We start from the raw sequence: 21,666 nt of genomic DNA, 5'->3' as shown, positions 1-21,666 counted from the left end.
TGGGTTTGGAGGTGCCGTTGCGGTGGGGTGGTTTGGTGGATTTGCCGGGTGTGTTGGGTGGTGGTGTGTGGGGTTGGTTGTGTGGGGTGTTGTCGTCGGGGGTTGAGGATCAGGTGGCGTTGCGGTCGTCGGGTGTGTTTGTGCGGCGGTTGGTGCGTGCGGGTTGTCCGGCGGGTGCGGGTGCGGGTGTGGGTGTGGGTGTGGGTGGTGGTTTTCGGTTGTCGGGGACGGTGTTGGTGACGGGTGGTACGGGGGCGTTGGGTGCGCGGGTGGCGTTGTGGGCGGTGGGTGTGGGTGCGGAGCATGTGGTGTTGGTGAGTCGGCGTGGTGGTGGTGCGCCGGGTGTGGGGGAGTTGGTGGGGCGGTTGGAGGGTTTGGGTGTGCGGGTGTCGGTGGTGGGTTGTGATGTGGCGGATCGTGGTGCGGTGGCGGGGTTGTTGGGGGATTTGGTGGGGCGGGGTGAGCGGTTGCGGGCGGTGGTGCATGCGGCTGGTGTGGCGCAGTTGACGCCGTTGGGTGAGGTGGGTGTGGGTGAGGTGGAGGAGGTGTTGCGGGCGAAGGTTGGTGGTGCGGTGGTGTTGGATGAGTTGACTGCTGGTTTGGATTTGGATGCGTTTGTGGTGTTTTCGTCGATTGCGGGGGTGTGGGGTTCTGCGGGTCAGGTGGGGTATGCGGCGGGGAATGCGTTTGTGGATGGGTTGGTGGTGTCGCGGCGTGGGCGTGGGTTGGTGGGGACGTCGGTGGCGTGGGGGCCGTGGGCTGAGGCGGGTATGGCGGTGGGGGTGGCGGGGGAGCAGTTGAGTCGGCGTGGTTTGCCGGGGATGGATCCGGAGTTGGCGGTGGTGGCGTTGCAGCGGGCGTTGGATGGTGGTGAGGGGCAGGTGGTGGTGGCGGATGTGCGGTGGGATCGGTTTGTGCCGTCGTTCACGGCGTTGCGTCCGTCGTGTCTGTTCACCGACATCCCCGAAGCACAGCCCGCACAGGCCGAGGAGGCGCCCAAGGGCGAGGACCGCGGCGCCGCGTCGGCGCTGCGCGAGCGGCTCGCCGCCGCCTCCGGGTCGGAGCGCGACCGCATCCTGCTCGACCTGGTCCGCGGCACCGCCGCGGCGGTGCTGGGACACGCCACGCCGAGCGGGATCAGGCCCGCCCGCGGCTTCCTCGAACTGGGCTTCGACTCGCTCACCGCAGTCGAGCTGCGCAACCGGCTGACCGCCGCAACGGGCATCGGGCTGCCCGCCACCCTCGTCTTCGACCATCCCACCCCGAACGCGCTCGCCGGTCACCTGCGGGCCCAGTTGGCGCCCGAGCAGCCGGCGTTGCCGATCGTGGCCGAGATCGAACGCCTCGACAAGCTTCTCGGCGGGCTGCCGGGCGACCAGGTCGACGACGCGGTCGTCGGTCGGCTGGAGGACCTGCTGACCCGGTGGCGGGACCGACCCGCCGCCACCGCACCGGCGCCGGCCGCCGCAGAGGAGTTGGAGTCGGCCAGCCGGGACGAGCTTTTCGACATCATCCAGCGGGAGTTCGGCAAGTCCTGAGCGGACCTGCCCGACCCGGGGCGGGACGGGCCGGGAAAAGGAACACCCGACGGTGCCGGACGCCTGACCGGCGCCGTCGGGCAGGCGTGCCCGCCTTAGGGGTCCACGAAGCCTGTCTAGGGGTGTGCCGGTGCGGATCCGGCTCCGTAGGGTCGGAGCACGCCAGGCCGTATCGCCCTGCCCACCGGTGGCGATCGGTACGGATGTGGGTGCGTGCGGTACCCCGGATGGACGGGAGGTCCGCATGGCCGGATCCGGCTTGCCCCAACTGCTCGCCATCAGCGACCTGCACGTGGTGCACGCGGAGAACAAGGCCATCGTCGAGCGGCTGCGGCCGGAGCGCGACGGCGACTGGCTCGTCGTCGCCGGCGACGTCGGGGAGTTCGTCGGCGACATCGAGTGGGCGCTGGGACTCCTCAGCCGCCGTTTCGCCAAGGTCATCTGGGCTCCCGGCAACCACGAGCTGTGGACTCCCCGCGAGGACCCGATCCAGCTGCGGGGAGACGCGCGCTACCAGCACCTGGTGCAACTGTGCCGGGGGCTCGGGGTCATCACCCCGGAGGACCCGTACCCCGTCTGGGATCCGCGGGGCGACGACCCGGTCCTGATCGCGCCGCTGTTCCTGCTCTACGACTACAGCTTCCGGCCACCGGGGACGTACACGAAGGAGCAGGCCCTGGCGCGGGCCCACGAGGTCGGCGTGGTCTGCACCGACGAGATCCTGCTTCATCCGGACCCGTACCCGACGCGGGACGCCTGGTGCCGGGCGCGGCTGGCCCTGACGGAGCGCCGGCTCACCGCCGAGCGCGGCGGGCTGCCCACAGTCCTGGTCAACCACTTCCCGCTCGTGCGCGAGCCCACCCGGATCCTGCGGTACCCGGAGTTCGCCCAGTGGTGCGGCACCGAGGCCACGGCCGACTGGCACGTCCGCTTCGACGCCCGCGTCGCCGTCTACGGCCACCTGCACATCCCGCGCACCACCTGGTACGACGGGGTCCGGTTCGAAGAGGTCTCGGTCGGCTACCCACGGGAGTGGCGCCGCCGCTCGACGCCTCCCGGCCGACTGCGCCGCATCCTGCCGTCGGCCGCCGGACAGCCCGCCTGAGCGGCCCTCGCGGCGCTGGTCACCACCGCCCGCCGGGCCTGCCGCGACGCCGCTCGCGGACCGGTCGATCAGGGGTTCTCTAGGGGTTGGGCGGGCGTTTGGCGCTCAGTACCGTCCAGTCACGGTGGCGGGCATGTGTCGGCGGACCGGTCCGGCGTGGTGGGCGCCTGAGCAGGCACGACAACCGGAATCAGGAACAGGTGTGGGGTCCGTGAGCCCGAACGGCCGCGTCTCCGCCCACCTGTGCACGAGACCGGCCGTCGGCGGTGGTGTGGTCAACGAATCGGCAGATTCCGATCGATAGCAAGCTCTGGGCGGGTGGGTCATGGCGGACGAAGACAAGCTCCTCGAACACCTGAAGTGGGTGACGTCCGAGCTCCGCCTGGCGCGTCGCCGCCTGACCGAGCTGGAGGACGAGGACGCCGAGCCGATCGCGATCGTCGGCATGGCCTGCCGCTTCCCCGGCGGCGTCGCCTCACCGGAGGACCTCTGGGACCTCGTCGCCGGCGGGGTGGACGCCACCGGCACGTTCCCCGACGACCGGGGCTGGGACCTCGACCGGCTCTACGACCCCGACCCCGACCACCCCGGCACCACGTACAGCAACCGGGGCGGCTTCCTGCGCGACGCCGGCCTGTTCGACCCGACCCTGTTCGGGATCTCGCCGCGCGAGGCGCTGGCCATGGACCCGCAGCAGCGACTCCTGCTCGAGGTGACCTGGGAGGTCTTCGAGCGGGCCGGCATCGACGCCGCGTCGGTGCGGGGCAGCCGTACCGGGGTGTTCGTCGGCACCGCGGGGCAGGACTACACGTCCGTGCTGCGGCAACTGCCCGAGGGCACGGAGGGCTACGTCCTCACCGGCACCGCCGCGAGCGTCATGTCCGGCCGGCTGGCGTACTCGTTCGGGCTGGAGGGGCCGGCCGTCACCATCGACACCGCATGCTCCTCGTCGCTGGTCGCCCTGCACCTCGCCGGCCAGGCCCTGCGCGACGGCGAGTGCTCCCTCGCCGTCGCCGGCGGCGTCACAGTGCTGGCCACGCCGGGTGCCTTCGTCGAGTTCTCCCGCCAGCGGGGGCTCGCCTCCGACGGGCGGTGCAAGGCGTTCTCCGCGGACGCCGACGGGACCGGCTGGTCCGAGGGCGTCGCCATGCTGCTCGTCGAGAAGCTCTCCGACGCCCGGCGCAACGGGCACCCCGTCCTGGCGGTGATCCGGGGCAGCGCCGTCAACCAGGACGGCGCCAGCAGCGGGCTGACCGCCCCCAACGGCCCCGCGCAGCAGCGGGTGATCCGGCAGGCGCTGGAGAACGCCCGGCTCAGCCCGTCCGACGTGGACGCCGTCGAGGCGCACGGCACGGGCACCCGGCTCGGCGACCCGATCGAGGCGCAGGCGCTGCTGGCCACGTACGGGCAGGGCCGCGCCGCCGACCGCCCGCTGTGGCTGGGCTCGCTGAAGTCGAACATCGGCCACCCACAGGCCGCGGCCGGCGCCGGCGGCGTCATCAAGATGGTGATGGCGATGCGGCACGGCGTGCTGCCGCCCACCCTGCACGTGGACCGGCCCTCACCGCACGTCGACTGGTCGACCGGCGCGGTGGCCCTGCTCGACGAGGCGCGCCCGTGGGCCGGCGGTGAGCACGTCCGCAGGGCCGGCGTGTCGTCCTTCGGCATGAGCGGCACGAACGCCCACCTGATCCTGGAGCAGGCGCCGGCCCCCGACCCGGCCGGCGACCACGCCACCTGGTCCCGCCGTCCCGCCGTCGTGCCCATGCTGCTCTCCGCCGCGCAGCCGGCCGCGCTAGCCGCGCAGGCGGACCGGCTGGCCCGTTGGCTCAGCGACGACGAGGAGCCGCGCCCGCTCGATGTGGCCTGGTCGTCGGTGGTGTCCCGGTCGACGCTCGACCGGCGCGCGGTGGTGCTCGCCGGGGACCGCACGGCTCTGCTGGCGGGCCTGCGATCCCTGGCGGCGGGCGAGCCGTCGGGCACCGTGGTCGCCGGCCAGGCCGGGGACCGGGGTCCGCTGGCGGTGCTCTTCCCCGGCCAGGGCGCGCAACGCACCGGCATGGGCCGCGAGCTGTACGCCGAGTTCCCCGTCTTCGCCGCCGCCCTCGACGAGGCGTGCGGGCATCTCGACCGGGTGCTGCCGCGCCCGCTCAAGGAGGTGCTGTTCGCGCCGGAGGGCTCCGCCGAGGCGGAGCTGCTGGACCAGACCGCGTTCACCCAGGCCGGGCTCTTCGCCGTCGAGGTGGCGCTGTTCCGCCTCGTGGAGTCGTTCGGCGTGGTGCCGGACTTCGTGGGCGGGCACTCGATCGGTGAGATCGCCGCCGCGCACGTGGCCGGGGTGCTGTCGCTCCAGGACGCCTGCCTGCTGGTGGCGGCGCGGGGCCGGCTCATGCAGTCGCTGCCCGACGGCGGCGGCATGCTCGCCGTGGCCGCCGACGAGGCGGGCGTGACGGAGTCGATCGCCGGGCTGACCGACCGGGTCGGCATCGCGGCCGTCAACGGCCCGACCTCCGTCGTGGTCTCCGGCGCCGTCGACGCCCTCGACGAGGTGGAGCGGGTCTGGCGCGACCGGGGTGTGCGTACCCGCCGGTTGGCGGTCAGTCACGCGTTCCACAGCCCGCTGATGGAGCCGGTGCTGGAGCGTTTCCGCGGCATCGTCGAGCGGCTGGACCTCGCCGCCCCCGCGCTGCCGATCGTGTCGAACCTGACCGGTGCGCTCGCCGACGCCGACGAGATCCGCACCGCCGACTACTGGGTACGGCACGTCCGCGAGGCGGTTCGCTACGCCGACGGGCTCGCCGCGCTGCGCGACGCCGGGGTCGACACCTTCCTGGAGATCGGCCCGCAGAGCGTACTGACCGCGATGACGACAGACGTGCTGCTCGACGACGACGTGCTCGCCGTCGCGGCCCAGCGCCGGGACCGGCCCGAGGCGCAGGCGCTGCTGCACGCCCTCGCCGAGCTGCACGTGCACGGGTTGCCGGTGTCCTGGCAGGAGTGGTTCGCCGACACCGGCGCCGCCCGGGTCGGCCTGCCCACGTACGCCTTCCAGCGGGAGCGGTTCTGGCCCGAGGCGCTGCCGTGGCGGGTCGGCGATGTGTCGGGCGCCGGCCTCGGTGTCGCTGGGCACCCGCTGCTCGGCGCGGCGGTCCGGCTCGCCGGCGACGACGAGGTGGTGCTGACCGGCCGGCTGTCGACGTCGACGCACCCGTGGCTGGCCGACCACGTGGTCGGCGGCAACGTGGTGGTGCCGGGCACCGCCCTGGTGGAGCTGGCGATCCGTGCCGGCGACGAGGTGGGCGCGTCGCGGGTACGGGAGCTGACCGTGGCGGCGCCGCTGGTGCTGCCCGAGCCCGGAGCGGTACGCGTGCAGGTGCGCGTCGGCGCGGCTGACGACGGCGCCGTGCGGACGGTGTCCGTGTACTCCCAGGCCGAGGATGACGACGACACCGACTGGGTGCGGCACGCCGACGGCCTGCTCGAACCGGTGTCGGCCGGCGAGCCGGGACTCGGCGAGTGGCCGCCGGCGAGCGCGACCGAGGTGGACCTGACCGGCTGGTATCCGGCGCTGGCCGAGCACGGCCTGTCGTACGGGCCGGTGTTCCAGGGCGTACGGCGGGCCTGGACGGCCGACGGTGAGGCGTACGCCGAGGTGGCGCTGCCAGACGGGGCGGCCGGCGAGGCGGGTGCGTTCGGGGTGCACCCGGCGCTGCTGGACGCCGCGCTGCACCCGGTGGCGCTGCTGCTCGAGGCCGAGGCCACGGGCGGGCCGCGCGTGCCGTTCGCGTTCGAGGGCGTGCAGGTGCACGCCTGCGGCGCCCGGACGCTGCGGGTGCGGCTGACCCGGGACGGCTCCGGGGTGCGGCTGGTCGCCTGTGACGGCTCGGGCGCGCCGGTGGTGTCGGTGGACTCGCTGGTGCTGCGGGAGACGACCGCGACGGCGACCCGGGGCGCCGCCGCCCGGTCGCTGTACGAGGTGACCTGGCAGGCCGAGCAGGTCGACAGCGTCGACGACCTTCCGGGGTGGGCGGTGCTGGGCCGGCCGGCGCCGGACGCGCTGCCGGAGGTGCCGGTCTTCGCGGACGTGGCGACCCTGGCGGCGGCCGGGGTCACGGCCCGGCAGGTGCTGCTGACGGTGCCCGCCGGTGTTACCGGCGTCGCCGTGCCGGAGGCCGTGCGGGCGGTCACCAGCGGTGTGCTGGACGTGTTGCGGTCCTGGCTCGCCGCCGAGCCGCTGGCCGACACGAAGCTCGTGGTGGTGACCCGGGGCGCGGTGGCCGCCGGGGACGACGACCGGGTCACCGACCTGGCTGCCGCCGCCGTCTGGGGCCTGCTGCGCTCGGCGCAGTCCGAGCACCCGGGACGGATCGTCCTCGCCGACGTCGAGGGCGAACTGACCCCCGCGACCCTCGCCGTGCTGGCCGGGGCCGCCGTCGAGCCGTCGGTCTCCGGCGGCCAGCTCGCGGTGCGCGGCGAGCGCACCCTCGCGCCGAGGCTGGTGCGGCCGGTGGGCGACGAGCTGGCCCCGCCGCCCGGGCCGTGGCACCTCGCCCCCGTCACCGGCGGCACCCTGGACGGGATCGCGCCGGTGCCGGCCACGCCCGCGGAGCTGGGCGAGGACCAGGTGCGCATCGCGGTGCGCGCGGCCGGCGTGAACTTCCGGGACGTGCTGATCGGCCTGGGCATGTACCCGGATCCGGCCGCCGTGATGGGCAGCGAGGGTGCGGGTGTCGTGGTCGAGGTCGGCCCGGGCGTGACCGACCTGGCCCCCGGCGACCGGGTGATGGGCATGTTCGAGCTCGGGTTCGGCCCGCAGGCCGTCGCTCATCGCCGGCGCATCGCCGAGATGCCCGCCGGCTGGTCCTTCACCCAGGCGGCGTCCGTCCCCCTGGTCTTTCTGACGGCGTACTACGCGCTGCGGGACCTCGCCGGGCTGCGGCCCGGCGAGTCGGTGCTGATCCACAACGGGGCGGGTGGCGTCGGTATGGCCGCCATCCAGCTCGCCCGGCACTGGGGCGCGACGGTCTATGCGACGGCGAGCCCCGGCAAGTGGGGCGTGCTGCGGGAACTCGGGGTGGCCGGGGAGCGGATCGCGTCGTCGCGGACCACCGAGTTCGAGCAGACGTTCGGCGCGGCCACCGGCGGTGGCGGCGTGGACGTGGTGCTCGACGCGTTGGCCGGTGAGTTCGTGGACGCGTCGCTGCGGCTGTTGCCGCGCGGTGGCCGGTTCGTGGAGATGGGCAAGGCCGACGTACGCGACCCGGAGGCGGTTGCCGCCGACCACCCGGGCGTGGCGTACCGCGCGTTCGACCTGAACGAGGCGGGCAGCACCCGCATCGGCGAGATGTTGACCGAGATCCTCGACCTCTTCGCGCGGGGCGCGCTGCGTCCACTGCCCGTACGGGCGTGGGACGTGCGTCAGGCCCGGCAGGCGCTGCGGCACGTCAGCCAGGCCCGCCACGTCGGCAAGGTGGTGCTGCGTATCCCCGCGCCCGCCGACCCCGACGGCACCGTGCTGCTCACCGGCGCGGCCGGGACCCTGGCCGGCGTGCTCGCGCGGCACCTCGTCGCCACCGGCCAGGCCCGCCGTCTGCTGCTGGCCTCCCGCCGCGCACCCGGCCGGGACGACGCGTACGCCACCCTGGTCCGGGAACTGACCGACGCGGGCGCCGACGTCACCGCCGTGGCCGTCGACGTCAGCGACCCCGCGCAGGTCACCGAGCTGGTCGCCGGGATCGACCCGGCGTACCCGCTGACGGCGGTGGTGCACACCGCCGGGGTGATCGCCGACGCGACCATCGGTTCGCTTGACGATTCCGCCCTGCGTGCGGTGCTGGCGCCGAAGGTGGACGCCGGTTGGGCGTTGCACGAGGCCACGCGGCACCTGGACCTGTCGGCGTTCGTGCTGTTCTCGTCGGTGGCGGCCACCCTCGGCTCGCCGGGGCAGGGCAACTACGCGGCCGCGAACGCGTTCCTCGACGCCCTCGCCCGGCACCGGCGTGAGCAGGGGCTGCCCGCCACCAGCATCGCCTGGGGCATGTGGGCCACCGACAGCACGATGACCGCCCACCTCGACGGCGACGACCAGCAGCGGCTGCGGCGCGTCGGGATGAGCCGGCTCTCCCCGGCCGAGGGCGCCGAACTCTTCGACGCCGCCGTGCCGGCGGCCCGACCGGTCCTCGTCGCGGCCCGCCTCCACGTCACCGGCGAGGCGAGCGGCGTGCCGCCGCTGATGCGGCACCTGCTGCGCGGCGGCGGCCGGCGCCGCACCGCCACCGACCGGCCGACCGGCGGCGCGTCGTGGCGCGAGCGGCTCGACGGCCTGTCCGAGGCCGACGCCCGGCAGGCACTCGTCGACCTGGTCTGCGGCCAGGCCGCCACGGTGCTGGGGCACGCCTCGGCGCAGGAGGTTCCCGCCGCCCGCGCCTTCAAGGACCTGGGCTTCGACTCGCTGACGTCGGTGGAACTGCGCAACCGCCTCGGTGCGGCCACCGGGCTGCGGCTGGCCGCCACGCTGGCCTTCGACCATCCCACCCCGGCCCGGCTGGCCGAGCACCTGTTCGCGCAGCTCGGCCCGGCCACGGGCGCCGGCGCCACCGTCCGTACGGTCGTCACCGCCGACGCCGACGAGCCGATCGCCATCATCGGCATGGCCTGCCGCTACCCCGGCGGCGTCGCCACCCCGGAGCAGCTGTGGCAGCTCGTCACCTCCGGGGCCGACGCCATCGGCGAGTTCCCGGCGGACCGCGGCTGGGACCTCGACCGGCTGTACGGCACGGACGGCGACCAGGCCGGCGGCACCGTCACCCACCAGGGCGGCTTCCTCTACGACGCGGCCGACTTCGACGCCGGCTTCTTCAACATCAGCCCCCGTGAGGCTCTCGCTATGGACCCGCAGCAGCGGCTGCTGCTGGAGACCGCCTGGGAGAGCTTCGAGTACGCCCGCATCGACCCCGCCGCCCTCAGCGGCACCGCCACCGGTGTCTTCGTCGGCGCCGCCTCGTCCGGCTACGCCACCAGCGGACGCGACGACCTGGACGGCCTCGAGGGGCACCTGCTGACCGGCACGGCGGGCAGCGTCGCCTCCGGGCGGGTCGCCTACATGTTCGGCCTCGAAGGCCCGGCGGTCACCGTCGACACCGCCTGCTCCTCGTCGCTGGTGGCGCTGCACCTCGCCGCCCAGGCGCTGCGCGGCGGCGAGTGCGACATGGCCCTGGCCGGCGGGGTGGCGTTGATGGCGCAGCCCGGCATGTTCTCCGAGTTCTCCCGGCAGGGCGGCCTCGCCCCGGACGGGCGGTGCAAGGCGTTCGCCGCCGGCGCGGACGGCACCGGCTGGTCCGAGGGCGTCGGCATGCTGCTCGTGGAGCGCCTCTCCGACGCCCGACGCAACGGACACCGGGTGCTCGCCGTGCTGCGCGGCTCCGCCGTCAACCAGGACGGCGCGTCCAACGGGCTGACCGCGCCGAACGGCCCGTCGCAGCAGCGGGTCATCCGCCAGGCCCTGGAGAACGCGCGGCTCGCCCCGGCCGACGTGGACGCGGTCGAGGCGCACGGCACCGGCACCGTCCTCGGCGACCCGATCGAGGCGCAGGCGGTGCTGGCCACCTACGGCCAGGACCGTGCCGCCGGCGAGCCGCTCCGGCTCGGCTCGATCAAGTCGAACATCGGCCACTCCCAGGCGGCCGCCGGTGTGGCCGGCGTGATCAAGATGGTGTTGGCGATGCGGCACGGCGTGCTGCCGCCGACCCTGCACGTGGACGAGCCCTCGCCCCACGTCGACTGGAGTGCCGGAGCCGTCGCCCTGCTCACCGAGGCCCGGCCGTGGCCCGCCGTCGACCGGCCCCGCCGGGCCGCCGTGTCGTCGTTCGGCATCAGCGGCACCAACGCGCACACCATCATCGAGCAGGCGCCCGGCGAGCCGGCCCCGACGCCGGTGCCGGCGGGGCACGTTCCCGGCCTTGTCGGCCCCGCCGCCGTACCCCTGCCGGTCTCCGGCCGGAGCCCCCGCGCGCTCCGGGCGCAGGCCGCCCGCCTCGGTGAACGGCTCGCCGGCGACGCCGACCTCGACCCGCGGGACCTCGGCTTCTCCCTGGCCACCCAGCGGGCGCACCACCCGTACCGCGCGGTCGTCGTGGCCGCCGGCCGGGACGACGCGCTCGCCCGGCTGGCCGCCCTCGCCGACGGCGACACCTCCCCGGCGGGCGTGGACGCCGCGTCGAAGGTCGTCTTCGTCTTCCCCGGCCAGGGCTCCCAGTGGACGTCGATGGCGCTGGACCTGTTGGAGACCTCGCCGGTCTTCCGGCAGCGGATGGACGAATGCGCCGAGGAGCTGTCCCGGCTGGTCGACTGGAACCTGGGGGACGTGCTGCGGCAGGCGCCCGGCGCGCCGCCCCTGGACCGGGTGGACGTGGTCCAGCCCGCGCTCTTCTCCGTCATGGTGTCCCTCGCGCAGCTCTGGCGCGCGTGCGGCGTCGAACCGGCCGCCGTCATCGGGCATTCGCAGGGGGAACTCGCCGCGGCCTGCGTCGCCGGCGCGTTGACCCTCGCCGAAGCCGCGCGGCTCGTCGTGGCGCGCAGCCACGGCCTGCTGTCGATCGCGGGTCGCGGCGGCATGGTCTCCGTGCCGCTTCCGGCCGTCGACACCGAGCGGCTCATCGCGCCGTGGCGGGGCAGCCTCTCCGTCGCCGCCCTCAACGGCGCCGCCGTGACAGTGGTCGCCGGCGACTCGGCGTCGGTCGCCGAACTGCTCGCGCACTGTGCCGAGCGCGACATCCGCGCCCGGCAGATCGCCGTCGACTTCGCCGCGCACAGCGGCCACGTCGATCCGATCCGCGACGAGGTGACCGCCCGGTTCGGCACTGTGGCCCCCCGCTCCAGCACCGTGCCCTTCCACTCCACAGTCACCGGCGAGCCGATCGACACCGCCGGGCTCGACGCCGACTACTGGTACCGCAACCTGCGGGAGCCGGTCCGGCTCGCGCCGGTCGTGGACCAGCTGATCGAGCAGGGCTTCCGCACGTTCGTCGAGGTCAGCCCGCACCCCGTACTCAAGATCGCGGTGCAGGACGCGCTCGACCGGAAGGCCGACGGCGGCGTGGTGGTGGGCTCGCTGCGCCGCGACGGGCACGGGCCGCGTCAGCTACTGGCCAACCTGGGCGAGCTGCACGTCGCCGGCGTGCCCGTCGACTGGTCGCGCATCTTCGCCGGCTCCGGCGCCACCCCTGTCGACCTGCCCACGTACGCCTTCCAGCGGGACCGGTTCTGGCCGGCGGTCGACCGTTCCGCCACCGGCGACGTGTCGGGCGCGGGGCTGGGCGCGGCAGGGCACGGGCTGCTCGGCGCGGCGGTGCGCCTCGCCGGCGACGACGAGGTCGTGCTGACCGGCCGGCTGTCGGCGTCCACGCACCCGTGGCTCGCCGACCACGTGGTCGGCGGCGCCGTGGTGCTGCCGGGCACGGCCCTCGTCGAGCTCGCGGTGCGCGCCGGTGACGAGGTCGGCGCCTCCCGGGTGCGGGAACTGACCGTCGCCGCGCCGCTGGTGCTGCCGAACCCGGGCGCGATCCGCGTGCAGGTCCGCGTCGGTGCGGCCGACGGCTCCGGAACCCGGAGCGTGGCGGTGCACTCGCAGCCCGACGGCGACCCCGAGGACCCCTGGACGCGGCACGCCGACGGTCTGCTGGAGCAGGCCACCGACGAGCCGGTGTTGGGCTCCTGGCCGCCGGCCGGAGGCACCGAGGTGGACCTCGCCGGCTGGTATCCGGCGCTCGCGGAGCGCGGCCTGGCCTACGGACCGGCGTTCCGGGGCCTGCGGCGGCTGTGGACCGCCGGCGACGAGGTGTACGCCGAGGTGACCCTGCCGGACGAGGCAGCCGGCGACGCCGACGGCTTCGCCGTGCACCCGGCGCTGCTGGACGCCGCCCTGCACCCCGTCGGGCTGCTGCTGGCCGAGCGTGCCGGCAAACCGCGCGTTCCGTTCACGTTCGAGGGCGTGCAGGTGCACGCCTCCGGCGCCCGGACGCTGCGGGTGCGGCTGACCCGGACGGGCTCGCGCGTCCGGCTGGTGGCCGGGGACGAGTCCGGCGTGCCCGTGGTGTCAGTCGAGTCGCTCGCCCTGCGGGAGATGACCGACGCCACCGGCGCGGAGGCCGCGGAGCGGTCGATGTTCGAGGTGACGTGGCAGGCCGAGACGGTCACCCCGGCGCGGGACGTCTCCGGCTGGGTGCTGCTCGGCGACGGCCCCGCCCCGGCGGACCTCGTCACGCCGGTGTTCCCGACCGTCGGCGAGCTGACCGCGGCGGTCTCGGCCGGTACGGTCGAGGCGCCCCGCGCGCTCGTGGTCCCGGTGCCCGCCGGCACCCCGGAGGGCGACCTGCCCGACCTCGTCCGTACGGCCACCGCCCGCGTCCTGGCCGTGCTGCACTCCTGGCTGGACAGCGAGGCGCTGGCCGACACCACGCTCGTCGTGCTGACCCGGGCGGCGGTGGCCGCCACCCCGGCGGACGCGGTGCGGGACCTGCCCGGCGCGGCGGTCTGGGGCCTGCTGCGCTCGGCCCAGTCCGAGCACCCGGGGCGGATCGTCCTCGCCGACGTCGACGGGGAACTCACTCCGGCCACCCTCGCCGTGCTGGCCACCGTGGCCCAGGACCCGTCGCCGACCGGCGGCCAGGTGGCCGTACGCGGCAACGAGGTGCGCACGCCCCGCCTGGGCCGGCCCGCCGGCCAGGCCGCCGACGAACTCGTCCCGCCGGACGGACTGTGGCGGGTCGGGGCGGTCAGCCCCGGCACCCTCGACGGCGTCGGCATGGTGCCCGCCACCTCCGCCGCCCTGGACGCGGGCCAGGTGCGCATCGCGGTGCGCGCGGCCGGCGTGAACTTCCGGGACGTGCTGATCGGCCTGGGCATGTACCCGGATCCGGCGGCCGTGATGGGCAGCGAGGGCGCGGGTGTCGTGGTCGAGGTCGGCCCCGGCGTGACCGACCTGGCCCCCGGCGACCGCGTGCTCGGCATGTTCGAGCCGGCCTTCGCCCCCGAGGTGATCGCCACCCGCGACCTCGTGGCGAAGATCCCCGCCGGCTGGTCGTTCGCGCAGGCCGCCTCCGTGCCGGTGGTGTTCCTGACGGCGTACTACGCGTTGCGGGACCTCGCCGGGCTGCGGTCCGGCGAGTCGGTGCTGATCCACAACGGGGCGGGTGGCGTCGGTATGGCCGCCATCCAGCTCGCCCGGCACTGGGGCGCGACGGTCTATGCGACGGCGAGCCCCGGCAAGTGGGGCGTGTTGTGGGAATTCGGGGTGGCTGGGGGGGGGATCGCGTCGTCGCGGACCACCGAGTTCGAGCAGACGTTCGGCGCGGCCACCGGCGGTGGCGGCGTGGACGTGGTGCTCGACGCGTTGGCCGGTGAGTTCGTGGACGCGTCGCTGCGGCTGCTGCCGCGCGGTGGCCGGTTCGTGGAGATGGGCAAGGCCGACGTACGCGACGCCGAAACCGTCGCCGCCGACCATTCGGGCGTCACCTACCGCGCGTTCGACCTCAACGAGGCCGGACACCGGCGCATCGGGGAGATGCTCACCGAGCTGCTCGACCTGTTCGCACGCGGCACGCTGCGCCCGCTGCCGCTACGGGCGTGGGACGTGCGTCAGGCCCGGCAGGCGCTGCGCCACATCAGCCAGGCCCGGCACATCGGCAAGGTCGTCCTGCGGGTGCCCGCTCCCGCCGACCCGGACGGCACCGTGCTCGTCACCGGTGCCGGCGGCGCCCTGGCCGGCGTGCTCGCCCGGCACCTCGTCGCCACCGGCCAGGCCCGGCACCTGCTGCTGGCCTCCCGCCGTGGCCCCGAGCACTACCGGGAGTTGGTCGACGAGCTGACCCGCGCGGGCGCCCGGGTCACCGCCGGCACCGCCGACGTGACCGACCCCGCGCAGGTGACCCGGCTGCTGGAACTGGTGGACCCGGCGTACCCGCTGACGGCGGTGGTGCACACCGCCGGGGTGATCGCCGACGCGACCATCGGTTCGCTTGACGATTCCGCCCTGCGTGCGGTGCTGGCGCCGAAGGTGGACGCCGGTTGGGCGTTGCACGAGGCCACGCGGCACCTGGACCTGTCGGCGTTCGTGCTGTTCTCGTCGGTGGCGGCCACCCTCGGCTCGCCGGGGCAGGGCAACTACGCGGCCGCGAACGCGTTCCTCGACGCCCTCGCCCGGCACCGGCGTGAGCAGGGGCTGCCCGCCACCAGCCTCGCCTGGGGGCTGTGGGCGACCGGCAGCGCCATGACCGCCCACCTGGGCGGCAACGAGCACCGTAAGGCGATCCGCGCCACCAGCGCCCCGTTGACCGACCGGCAGGGCGTGGCGCTGTACGAGCTGGCGCGACAACGCGACGCGGCGCACCTCGTCCTCATGAACCTGCCGCCGGCGTCGCGGGCGACCGGCCAGAACGTGCCCAGCCTGCTGCGGGACGTGGTCCGCGCGGGAGGCCCGGCCCGGCGCACGGCGGGTCGCGGCCTCGCGGACACCGCCTCCGTACGCGACCGGCTGTCGACGCTCGGCCCGGCGGAGCGGCGTTCCCACCTGCTCGACCTGGTGACCGCCAGCGTGGCGGCGGTGCTCGGACACCGCTCGGCGGAGACCGTCGACGCCCAGCGCGCCTTCAAGGAGCTGGGCTTCGACTCGCTCACCTCGGTGGAGCTGCGCAACCGGCTCTCCGCCGCGACCGGCCTGCGGCTGCCCGCCACCGTGGCGTTCGACTACCCGGCCCCGATGGTGCTCGCCGAGTTCCTGGACCGGGAGTTCGGCGGCGCGGCGGTCGTGGACCGGCCCGCCGCGGTCGGCACCGCCGCCGCCCTCGACGAACCGATCGCCATCATCGGCATGGCCTGCCGGTTCCCCGGCGACGTACAGACCCCCGAGCAGCTCTGGGGTGTGGTCACCGCCGGCGCCGACGTCATCTCGCCCTTCCCCACGGACCGGGGCTGGAACCTCGACGACCTGCGCGCCGACGGCGAGGACCCGGGCGCCGTACCACGGCAGGGCGGCTTCCTCCACGACGCCGCCCAGTTCGACGCCGCCTTCTTCGGGATCTCGCCCCGCGAGGCCCTGGCGATGGACCCACAGCAGCGGCTGCTGCTGGAAACCTCCTGGGAGGCCTTCGAGCGGGCCGGGATCGACCCCCACTCGGCGCGGGGCAGCAGCACCGGCGTCTACGTCGGCCTGATCTACCACGACTACGCCTCCCAGGCCGCCGGCGGCACCGACGAACTGGACGGCCACGTCGGCAACGGCAGCGCCGGCAGCGTCGCCTCCGGCCGCATCTCGTACCTGTTCGGCCTGGAGGGCCCCGCCGTCACCGTCGACACCGCCTGCTCGTCGTCGCTGGTGGCGCTGCACCTGGCCACCCAGGCGCTCCGGCAGGACGAGTGCCGCCTCGCCCTCGCCGGCGGGGTGAGCGTCATGTCCACCCCCGGCATGCTCACCGAGTTCTCCCGGCAGCGCGGCCTGTCGCCCGACGGGCGGTGCAAGGCGTTCGGCGCCGGCGCTGACGGCACCGGTTTCGCCGAGGGTGTCGGCATGCTCCTGCTGGAGCGCCTCTCCGACGCGCAGCGCAACGGCCACCGCGTGCTCGCCGTCGTGCGCGGCAGCGCCGTCAACCAGGACGGCGCCAGCAGCGGTCTGACCGCGCCGAACGGCCCGGCACAGCAGCGGGTGATCCGGCAGGCGCTCGCCAACGCCCGGCTCGCCACCACCGACGTGGACGCCGTCGAGGCGCACGGCACCGGCACCGCCCTCGGCGACCCGATCGAGGCGCAGGCGCTGCTGGCCACGTACGGGCAGGGCCGACCGCAGGACCGTCCGCTGTGGCTGGGGTCGGTCAAGTCGAACATCGGCCACGCCCAGGCGGCGGCCGGCGTCGCCGGTGTGATCAAGATGGTGCTGGCGATGCGGCACGGCGTGCTGCCGCCGACCCTGCACGCCGAGAAGCCGTCCCCGCACATCGACTGGACGGCCGGGTCGGTCGCGCTGCTCACCGAGGCCCGGCCGTGGCCCGCCGTCGACCGGCCCCGCCGCGCGGCGGTGTCGTCGTTCGGCATCAGCGGCACCAACGCGCACACCATCGTCGAACAGGCCCCCGAGCCCGCCCCGGCGCAGGCCGCCCCCGCCACGGGCGTCCCGGGTGACCTCGTCGCCTGCGTCCTGTCGGCCCGCGACGAGGCCGCCCTGCACGAGCAGGCGCGCCGGCTGCGGACCCTCGTCGACGGCGAGCCGGACCTGACCATCGCCGACGTGGGCCGGGCCCTCGTCACCGCCCGCAGCGCCTTCGAGCACCGCGCCGTGCTGCTGCCCGCCGACCGCGCCGGGCTGCTCGCCGCCCTCGGTGCGCTGGCCGACGACGAGCCCTCGGCCGCCGTCGTGCGGGGGATCGCCCGCAGCGGCCGCACCGCCGTCCTCTTCTCCGGCCAGGGCGCGCAGCGCGCCGGCATGGGTCGCGAGTTGTACGGGGCGTTCCCGGTGTTCGCCGCCGCTCTCGACGAGGTGTGCGGTCACCTGGATCCGTTGTTGCCGCGTTCGTTGCGGGAGGTGCTGTTCGCTGCGGCGGGCACGCCCGGGGCGGGGTTGCTGGATCAGACGGTGTTCACGCAGGCGGGGCTGTTCGCGGTCGAGGTGGCCCTGTTCCGGTTGGTGGAGTCGTTCGGTGTGGTGCCGGACCTGGTGGCCGGGCACTCCATCGGTGAGATCGCGGCGGCGCACGTGGCCGGCCTGTTCAGCCTGGCCGACGCGTGCGCGCTGGTCGCGGCGCGGGGTCGGCTCATGCAGGCGTTGCCGGCCGGCGGCGGCATGCTCGCCGTGGCCGCCGACGAGGCCGCGGTGGCCGAGTCGATCGCCGAACTCGCCGACCGGGTCGGCGTCGCCGCCGTCAACGGCCCCACCGCCGTGGTGGTCTCCGGCGCCGCCGAGGCTCTCGACGAGGTGGAGCAGGTCTGGAGGGACCGGGGCGTGCGTACGCGCCGGCTCACCGTCAGCCACGCGTTCCACAGCCCGCTCATGGAGCCGATGCTGGCCGAGTTCCGGCAGACGCTCGACGGGCTGACGTTCCACTGGCCCGTCCTGCCGATCGTGTCGAACCTGACCGGGCAGGTCGCCGACCCCGACGAGATCGGCACCCCCGACTACTGGGTCCGCCACGTACGCGAGACCGTCCGCTTCGCCGACGGGGTCGCGAGCCTGCGCGAGCGCAACGTCCGCACCTTTCTCGAACTGGGCCCCGACGCGGTGCTCGCCGGAATGGTGGGCGCCTGCCTGCCGGACGACGACGCAGCGGCGGTCGTGGCGACCCTGCGCCCCGGCCGACCCGAGCCGGCGTCGCTGGTCCACGCGCTTGCGGAGCTGTACGCGCACGGCACGCCGGTCACCTGGACCGCCCTCCTGCCGGCCGGAACCCGCCCGGTCGACCTGCCGACGTACCCGTTCCAGCGGCAGCGCTTCTGGCCGGCCGTGGGCCGGCTGCGCGCCGGCGACGTCAGCGGCGCCGGCCTCGGCGTGGCCGAGCACGGTCTGCTCGGCGCGGCCGTGGACCTGGCCGGCGACGACGAGATCGTGCTGACCGGCCGGATCTCCCCGACCACCCACCCCTGGCTGGCCGACCACGTCGTCTCCGGCGTGCCACTGGTCCCGGGCACGGCCCTCGTGGAGCTTGCCGTCCGCGCCGGCGACGAGGCGGACCTGCCGCGGCTGCGGGACCTGACGGTGCTCGTGCCGCTGGTGCTGCCCGAGTCCGGCGCCGTACGGATCCAGGTGCGGGTGTCCGCGTCGGAGTCCCCGCAGCGTCCCGTCGCCGTCTACTCCCGCCCCGACGACGACCCCGAGGCGGGCTGGACCCGGCACGCGGAGGGAGTGCTGGAACCGGCCACGGCCGACGAACCGCAGCCGGCCGCCTGGCCGCCCGCCGGTGCCACCGAGGTGGACCTGACCGGCTGGTACCCGGCGCTGCTCGAACACGGCCTGTCGTACGGGCCGGCGTTCCAGGGGCTGCGCCGGGTGTGGACCGGCGAGGACGACGTCTTCGCCGAGGTGGTCCTGCCGGACGACGCGGCGGCGGAGGCGGCTCGCTTCGGCGTGCACCCGGCGCTGCTGGACGCCGCCCTGCACCCGATCGGGCTGCTGCCCGGCACCGAGGAGACGGGCGGACCGCGCGTGCCCTTCGCCTTCGAGGGCGTACAGGTGCACGCCTCGGGCGCGAGGCTGCTGCGGGTGCGGTTGACCCGCAACGGGTCCGCGGTGCGGGTGACCGCCCGCGACGAGGCGGGCGCGCCGGTGGTGTCGGTGGACTCCCTCGTCCTGCGGGAGCTGACCGGGGTGGCCGCCCCGAACGCGGCGTCGCGCTCCCTGTTCGAGGTGGCCTGGCAGGCCGAGGAGGCCGACCCGGTCGACGACGCGTCGGGCTGGGCGGTGCTGGGCGGACCGGCCCTGCCGGGCGTCCCCGGTGGCCCCTCCGCCGAGACGATCCGGCAGCTGCGCGCCGCCATCGACGCCGGCATCGCCCCGCCGCGCCTGCTGCTCTTCACGCCGGCCGCGTCGCACGCCGACGACGGCGACCCGGCGGAGGCCGTCCGCACGGTCACCACCGACGTGCTGGGCCTGGTGCAGGAGTGGCTGGCCGTCGACGCGCTGGCCGACTCGACGCTCGTGGTGGTGACCCGGGGCGCGCTGGCTGTCCGCGACGGGGACCGGGTGAGCGACCTGGCCGCCGCGGCCGTGTGGGGCCTGCTGCGCTCCGCGCAGTCCGAGCACCCTGGTCGCATCGTCCTGGCCGACGTCGACGACGCGATCAACCCCGGAATGCTCGGCGTCCTGGCCCGTTTCGCCGGGGATCCGGCCGGCGGCCAACTGGCCGTGCGTGCGGGTGGGGTGTTCGTGCCGCGTCTGGTGCGTGCGGTGGTGCCGGTGTCGGTGGAGGCGCCGAGCCTGGGTGATGGTGCGGTGTTGGTGACCGGTGGTACGGGTGCGTTGGGTGCGTTGGTGGCGGAGCATCTGGTGTCGGTGTATGGGGTGCGGTCGTTGGTGCTGGTGTCGCGGCGTGGCCCGGAGGCTGCGGGTGCGGGTGGGTTGTCGGAGCGGTTGTCGGCGTTGGGTGCGTCGGTGCGGGTGGTGGCGTGTGATGTGACGGATCGGGATCAGGTGTTCGGGCTGGTCGGCGAGGTCACGGCCGGGGGCCGCCTGGCGGGTGTGGTGCATACGGCCGGTGTGCTGGATGACGGGGTGATCGAGCGGGTCACCGAGGAGCGTTTGGTGGGGGTGTTGGCGCCGAAGGTGTCGGCGGGTTGGTTGTTGCATGAGGCGACGGCGTCGCTGGATCTGGATTTGTTTGTGGTGTTCTCGTCGGTGGCGGGTGTGTTGGGTTCGCCGGGTCAGTCGGCGTACGCGGCGGGTAACGCGTTCCTGGACGGGTTGGCGGTCCACCGGCGGCAGCTCGGGTTGCCTGCGGTGAGTCTGGCGTGGGGCATGTGGGACACCGCCGGCATGGCCGCGTCGATCGGCGGCAACGACCGGGCCCGTACGGCACGCGCCGGACTCCGACCGATGAACGCCCGCACCGGCCTGGAACTCTTCGACGCCGCCGTGGGGGCACAGCGGGCGGCGCTGGTGCCGGCCGCGATCGACGTACCCGCGCTGCGGGCGGCAGCAGCCGGCGCGGTCGTACCGCCGATGCTGCGCAACCTGGTCGACGTGGCGACGACCCGCCGCCGCGCCGGCCAGGGCGCCCCCGGCGGCTGGGCCGACCGCCTCACCGGCCTCAGCGCAGAGGACGGCCTCGCGCAGGTCGACCAGCTGATCCGGGGCCTGGTCGCGCAGGTCCTCGGGCACGGCGGCGCCGAGGCCGTGCCGGCCGACCGGGCATTCAAGGACCTGGGCTTCGACTCGCTGACCGCCGTCGAGCTGCGCAACCGGGTGAACGGCGCGACCGGCCTGCGCCTCACCTCGACCCTGGTGTTCGACCACCCGTCCCCGCAGGTCCTGGCGGCCCACGTGTACGCGGAACTCGCCGGCACCCGGCCCGGCGCCGTGACGACCGACGAGGCGGCGACCGGCGACGCCGACGAGGCGATCGCGATCGTCGGCATGGCCTGCCGCTACCCGGGCGGGGTGGAGTCTCCCGACGAGTTGTGGAAGCTGGTCAGCACCGGTGGGGAGGGCATCGGGGAGTTCCCGGCCGACCGGGGCTGGGACCTGGAGTCGCTGTACGACCCGGACCCCGACCACGCCGGCACCTCGTACACCCGCCACGGCGGTTTCCTGTACGGCGCGGCAGAGTTCGACCCCGGTTTCTTCGGTGTCTCGCCTCGCGAGGCCCTCGCCATGGATCCGCAGCACCGGCTGCTGCTGGAGGCGTCGTGGGAGACGTTCGAGTCGGCGGGCCTGGACCCGTCGGGTCTGCGGGGCAGCCGGACCGGCGTCTTCGCGGGCGTCATATACCACGACTACTCGACGCGGCTCATGGAGACGCCCGAAGTCGAGGGCTACATCGGCACCGGCAACTCGGGCAGCGTGCTGTCCGGCCGGATCGCGTACACGTTCGGCCTCGAAGGCCCGGCGGTCACTGTCGACACGGCGTGCTCGTCGTCGCTGGTGGCGCTGCACCTCGCGGTGCAGGCGTTGCGCTCCGGCGAGTGTGATCTGGCGTTGGCCGGTGGTGTGACGGTGATGGCGACGCCCGGCACGTTCGTGGAGTTCTCGCGGCAGCGTGGCTTGTCGGCCGACGGCCGGTGTAGGTCGTTCGCGGCGTCGGCCGACGGGACCGGCTGGTCGGAGGGCGTCGGCGTGCTGCTCGTGGAGCGGCTGTCGGACGCCCAGCGCAACGGGCACCGTGTGCTGGCGGTGGTGCGGGGCAGCGCGGTGAATCAGGATGGTGCGTCGAACGGGCTGACGGCGCCGAATGGTCCGTCGCAGCAGCGGGTGATCCGGCAGGCGCTGGCGAACGCGCGTCTGGTCCCGGCGGACGTGGACGTGGTGGAGGCGCACGGTACGGGTACGAC

2 protein-coding genes and 1 pseudogene are annotated in these 21,666 nt (G+C 74.9%); all 3 read left to right on the top strand.

Annotated features, from left to right (window positions below; translation table 11 throughout):
* The coding region (locus C569_RS31405; protein ID WP_036347342.1) for a type I polyketide synthase at positions 1–1,538 on the top strand (1,538 nt) is incomplete at its 5' end.
* 244 nt (positions 1,539–1,782) lie between these two features.
* Positions 1,783–2,643 (top strand): metallophosphoesterase, encoded by an 861-nt coding sequence (locus C569_RS0128555; RefSeq protein ID WP_018789131.1) that lies wholly within the window; start codon positions 1,783–1,785, stop codon positions 2,641–2,643.
* Between the two features lie 325 nt (positions 2,644–2,968).
* Positions 2,969–21,666, top strand: a pseudogene (locus C569_RS0128550) (type I polyketide synthase); the annotation flags it as partial.

The organism is Micromonospora sp. CNB394, assembly GCF_000374985.1.
GTDB lineage: Bacteria > Actinomycetota > Actinomycetes > Mycobacteriales > Micromonosporaceae > Micromonospora > Micromonospora marina.
Note: the sequence above shows the minus strand (reverse complement) of the source record. Positions and strands in the feature narration are given on the sequence as shown.